General features: G+C 32.0%; 5 protein-coding genes. 4 read left to right on the top strand and 1 reads right to left on the bottom strand.

Features of this window, described 5'->3' with window-relative positions; genetic code table 11:
* The first annotated feature begins 226 nt into the window (after nt 1-226).
* A complete protein-coding gene (locus tag ACJROP_RS09090) occupies nt 227-1,177 on the top strand; it encodes an SAP domain-containing protein (protein WP_406535156.1) in 951 nt (316 codons plus the stop codon).
* Nucleotides 1,178-1,180: 3 nt separating this feature from the next.
* The gene (locus ACJROP_RS09085; RefSeq protein WP_406535155.1) at nt 1,181-1,768 is read left to right on the top strand and encodes a DUF998 domain-containing protein; all 588 of its coding nucleotides are present in this window, start codon (nt 1,181-1,183) and stop codon (nt 1,766-1,768) included.
* 116 nt (nt 1,769-1,884) lie between these two features.
* Here the strand turns inward: ACJROP_RS09085 and ACJROP_RS09080 are convergent, their stop codons facing one another.
* On the bottom strand, nt 1,885-2,880 hold the full coding sequence (locus tag ACJROP_RS09080) for a homoserine acetyltransferase (protein ID WP_406535154.1): 996 nt from the start codon (nt 2,878-2,880) through the stop codon (nt 1,885-1,887).
* A gap of 545 nt (nt 2,881-3,425) precedes the next feature.
* On the opposite strand from ACJROP_RS09080, the gene ACJROP_RS09075 reads away from it, so the two are divergent.
* Both ACJROP_RS09075 and ACJROP_RS09070 read left to right on the top strand, forming a co-directional pair.
* Nucleotides 3,426-4,166 carry a hypothetical protein gene (locus ACJROP_RS09075; RefSeq protein WP_406535153.1) on the top strand — a complete coding sequence of 247 codons (741 nt, stop codon included), beginning with the start codon at nt 3,426-3,428 and terminating at the stop codon, nt 4,164-4,166.
* A gap of 34 nt (nt 4,167-4,200) precedes the next feature.
* Nucleotides 4,201-5,108, top strand: a 908-nt coding sequence (locus ACJROP_RS09070) for a right-handed parallel beta-helix repeat-containing protein (RefSeq protein WP_406535152.1), incomplete at its 3' end; no start/stop codon positions are given.

Raw genomic sequence — 5,108 nt, 5'->3', positions numbered from 1 at the left:
AATTAGTTTGAATATACGAAAAATAATTGAAATTAAGCCTAAAAATTTTTTGACAAAAAATCAAAAATCAATTTTGGCGGACTCCCTTTCAAGGAAAATATTAAATTAACTAAAAGAGAAATAATGTAAATGTTATAGTAAACAAGTTTTAGGAATGAATTACTATTAATGCGCTTCCTTTATTGGAAGTTTAATTATGACTTTAAATATTGTTAAGGGTGTTTAAGTGAGTGAACAGAAATTAGAGATTTTTAACGTTTTGGATTTTTTAAATAAAGGTAATAAACTTGAAGATGTTTTAAAGAAAGGGCCTTTTGGTACTTTTCCTTCAGCACAGGATTGCATTAAATATTTGGTTGATGAAGGATATCTTGAAGGTGAATTCGAAGCAAAGGATTCAACCGGTGAAGAATTGACCGCTGAAGAGATATCCAAAAAATACACTGTTGCAGAACTAAAAGATATTCTAAGAGAAAACGGTTTAAAGGTTTCAGGCAAAAAACAGGAGTTGGTTGAAAGAGTTTTGCCTGTGTTAAATGGAAGTTCTGGCGAAATCGAACCTGTTGATGATGAAACATCTTATGATTTAAAATTAACAGATAAAGCTTTAAAATTCATTTATGATAATCAGTGGATTGATCTTTACATGTTTGCGCTTGTAATGTTTCGCTTTGATGATTATGAAACATATGTCAGCAATTCATCTGAAGACATGATTCAAACCGCACATAATTTCTGTGATGAAATCATCTCAAAAGCATTGATGGCAAATCAATTTGTAGTATTCATAGATGCGCTTTCTGCAAAGGCGCATGTGTTTGCATATGATAATGATTATGAATCATTCATGGATTATGATTTGCAACGCTTCATTTTAGGATTGAATCCGATAGTTATGGATGCACAAACTTATGCAAAATATGATGTTGTTAGTTATGCAAATATTGTTAATATGAAAAATGTTACTGAAGAATTGGATTTGGGTAGTCTAAAGAAAAGGTTTGACAGAATTTGGGCAAAATCAAATATCAGAAATACTACCGTGCCTAAAAAGACAGCATATAAAATATTGCTAAAGGCTTTCTCACTTGCAGATGAAGTGGATGCGGGCGACAAAATCGAAGAGCTTAACTTTGATTTGAAAGAAAAATACTTCAATAAAAAATTTGGAATTTAGATTATGAGAAGCAAGGTTGCAGGAATTGTCTTCATTGTTGGTAGCGTATACTATATTTTAGCTGAAGCTATTTCCGCAGCTTTTTTCAATGCTTCCATTTTCAGCACCTACATTTTTCACACCATTTCCGAGCTGGGAATTCCGAATGGAAACTCACCATTGTTCTGGCTGATGAATTCCGCTTTTATATTAATTGGTTTGGCTCTTATTTTTGGCAATTTTTACAAGTTTAAAGATTGCATTGTTAAAAATAAGGTTATTTTTTATATCTTAACATTGATTACGGGCATTGGAGTTATTATTGTTGGTCTGATTCATGGCGGAAATCCGTTTACCCTCGGTTATCATATGTTAGGGGCCATGATGGCTATTTTAGGTGGAAATATTCTTTTAATTCTTGTTTCAAGGTCAATGCAGGAATTTGGAATCTATCAAAAGATAACATTGGTTTTAGGCATAATCGGTTTGATTGCATTTTGGATAATGTTTTTCAGCATGGAAAATGTCTACATGCCTGTGTTTGAAAGGCTCTCCGTATACACCATGATTATTTGGAGTTTTTTGACTGGAGTTTATATTCTCAGAAATTAATTTTAGACTCAATTATTTTTAATAATCAGCCGGCATCCTGACTTTTAAGAACATGACTATTTAATATTTCTAATCACCATATGATTTGCATATGCTTTTTTTTTTAACGTGGTAGTCTATTCTTTAAATTCTTCTAAAAATTCCCTAAACAGATTTACAAATAGTGAATAGTCATAATTGTAAACAAAGTCCTGAGCATCAAAAATATAGATTTCTAGGTTTTCAATTTTATCTTTAAGAGGATATGTGTCAAATTCAGGTGAATAGTAAATCTCTTCGGAAGTGCTGACAATCAATGTTTTCGCTTTAATATTGGATAATTTATCTTCCACATCATAATTTAATGTGGCGTCATTTCTATATTTGAAATCATATATGTCTTCGCTGGAGCCTTCCTCAATAAAAGTATCCATAAGCATATCAAGATCTTCGCGAGAAAAATTTTGAAATGCTCTTTTGGAAAAATATTGGGTATAAATTAATGCATTAATTGAAAACATAAGTTTAGATAACTGGTCACTATAAACGGTATCTAAATACGCATCTGATGACTCAATTAAATTGCCTATGGCTTTGGACATAATGTAGCGATAACCATTTGTTTTAAAAGAGCTGCTGCCTATAATTAAAAATTCCATTTCATCTGGATATTCACATCCCCAAGTAAAGGCTTCATAACCTCCTGTTCCAACCCCTAATATACCAAGGATATTGTTTATATTAAATACCTCAGTTAAAAATTTTCTTTTGAAATTCACACAATCCTTAATTGAGTATTTTGGAAAATCAAATTTTAATTTAGTTGTAGACGGTGAACATGATTCGGGAAAACCCAATGAAGTAATTGATATGTAAAAAAAGTTAAAGTCCGCTAACATGCTTCTTGGACCGAGCAGCTGATTGAGATCTTCAATGGATAAGCAATTTCCATTGAATCTATGGCAATAGATGATTGCGTTGATGATATTGCCTTCTTCATCATATCTTGGAGTACCGCGGGTGGTATATTCCACTTCAACATCTTGAAGAACATGGCCGTTTTCAAATTCGAACTCCTCCAAAACATGTTTTCTATAACCTAATTTGGAATCTTCAATAATCATATTGCTCATTAATTGATTTTATTTAATGTGATATATAAAACAATTAGGCATATCTTTTTTACATTAAGGAATATCTGATAATGTTGATGATGAAAGGGGGGGGGAGAAAATGATTTGGATGAAGTAAGTGCTAATCCAGTTACATATTCAGGGATGTCTCTGGTAGTCTGTTAAGTTGATTGAATGTTCAATAATTTAGTGAGGTGTTCAATATGCTTTTCATGCTCTATTTTTTTATGGAAATGTTTAGTTAAATCAATAAATGGAGAAAAATTTTCATTATTTTCTTTAATTTAGTATTTTTGTTCATATTTAGATATATTCTTAAAAATGTTTATTTTTTTTGCATAATTTTTAGAATAATTATGTTATATTTATATGACTTGTGCTGTTTTGCAATTTTTGATTTTTCAAAATAACTATTTTAAGATGATTATGTTTCAACTGTTCATTTTTTTGTTATTTTGTTTAGTGATGAATATGTTTTTATATGTTATTTATAGATTTTTAAGTATATTATTAAATGATATTTTTTTTTTGAGAGATGGATGAAAATGAAATTCAAAAAGAGTATGTTCATATTGATTCTTGCTGTTTTTCTCATAAGCATTGCTGGTGTATGTGCTAGTGATGTGAATGATATGGCTGTGGCCAGCCAAGAGGATGCAGTAACTGAATTAGTTGATGAAAACCCGATAACGGTTGAAGATAATGAACCTGCACTTACTGCAGCAGATGAGGAAATATTGTCTGATAGTGTTGCTGATGAAAGTGTGGGTGCGGAAAATGATTTGGATGAATTAAGTGCTACTCAAAGTACATATTCAGGGCTGTCTAGTGAGATAGGTTCTGGAGGAAATATTAAGTTAAACTATGATTATTACACATATGATGAGGGAGATACTATTGAAATCACTACTGATGATAGTGTTATTGATGGTAATGGTGCCATTATTGATATGGCCGGATCACTTATTCAAGCATTCAGTGTAACAGCTTCTAACGTAACAATTAAAAATCTAAACATCATAAACGCTAATGCAGAGAAAAGTGGTGCCGCAATTTTCTTTAATAAAACCGGTTTTGTTGAAAATTGTAATTTTACTAATAACACAGCTTCCGGAACTTACTCCGGTGGAGGTGCAATCTGCTTTAATGCTACTTCTAATGTGATGAATTGTAATTTCGTTAATAACACTGTTTCTAGCCTTATAAATGGTGGTGGTGCGATTTACTTCATTAATGGTGCAGGTAATGTTATAAATTGTAATTTTACCAAACGTTGCTTCTGGTGATTTTAATTTAAATAGTGGTGGTGCTATCTGTTGGATGGGTACTAATGGTCATGTTTCTGATAGTAGTTTTGTGAATAATTTTGCTAAGCGCAGTGGTGGCGCTATACATTGGAATAATGATAATGGTGTTGTTTCTGGCTGTAGTTTTGTAAATAATTCTGCTAAGTCTGGCGGTGCTATTTATTGGCAAAAGGATAATGGTGTTGTTTCTGGTTGTGTTTTTGTGAATAACAGTGCTGAAGATGATGGTGTTATCTATTTCTTGAATTTGAGAAGTCATGGTACACTTCAGGGTCAAAACTTAACAATTAATGACAATATTTTCCTGAACAATGAGGGCCTTGCAATTAGTTTCTATGAAAATGATTCCACTTCCAATGTGGATTACAATTGGTTTGGAAATAATGCAACCAATTATGATATGGCGCCAGGAACCAATAATACAGGAATAACTACTTGGTTGTTTTTAAATGCAACAGCAGATTCTGCTTCAATTTCAATTTCTGAATCATCCGATATATTATTTAAACTTTATTCATATGATTCTACAGAAGTATCTGATTATGACAACAGCAAATTGCCTGTCGTTAATTTAACTGTTGCTGCTACTAATGGTGATGTTGATAAGGAGACTATTGTTTTAGGCGATTCTGTAGTATATACTCCGAATAGTGTAGGTGATGCTAGTGTTACTGCATCAATAGAAAATGCCGAATATACAATCGTATTAGATGTCGTTAAATCTGATTCTGTTTTGTCTGGTGATAATCTTGTCATGTCTTATAAGGATGGTTCTGCTTGGGTTGTTACTTTGACTGATGGTGTTAATCCTATTGCGGGTGCTGCTATTAAAGTTGGTATTTATGGTAAGGTTTATAATCGTGTGACTGATGCTGATGGTGTTGCTCGTTTAGTTGTTAATTTGGCTCCTGGTTCATATGC

Source organism: Methanobrevibacter sp. (genome assembly GCF_045220775.1).
Classification (GTDB): Archaea; Methanobacteriota; Methanobacteria; order Methanobacteriales; family Methanobacteriaceae; genus Methanocatella.
The sequence above is the reverse complement of the archived record's forward strand: the minus strand, read 5'-3'. Positions and strand labels throughout refer to the sequence as shown.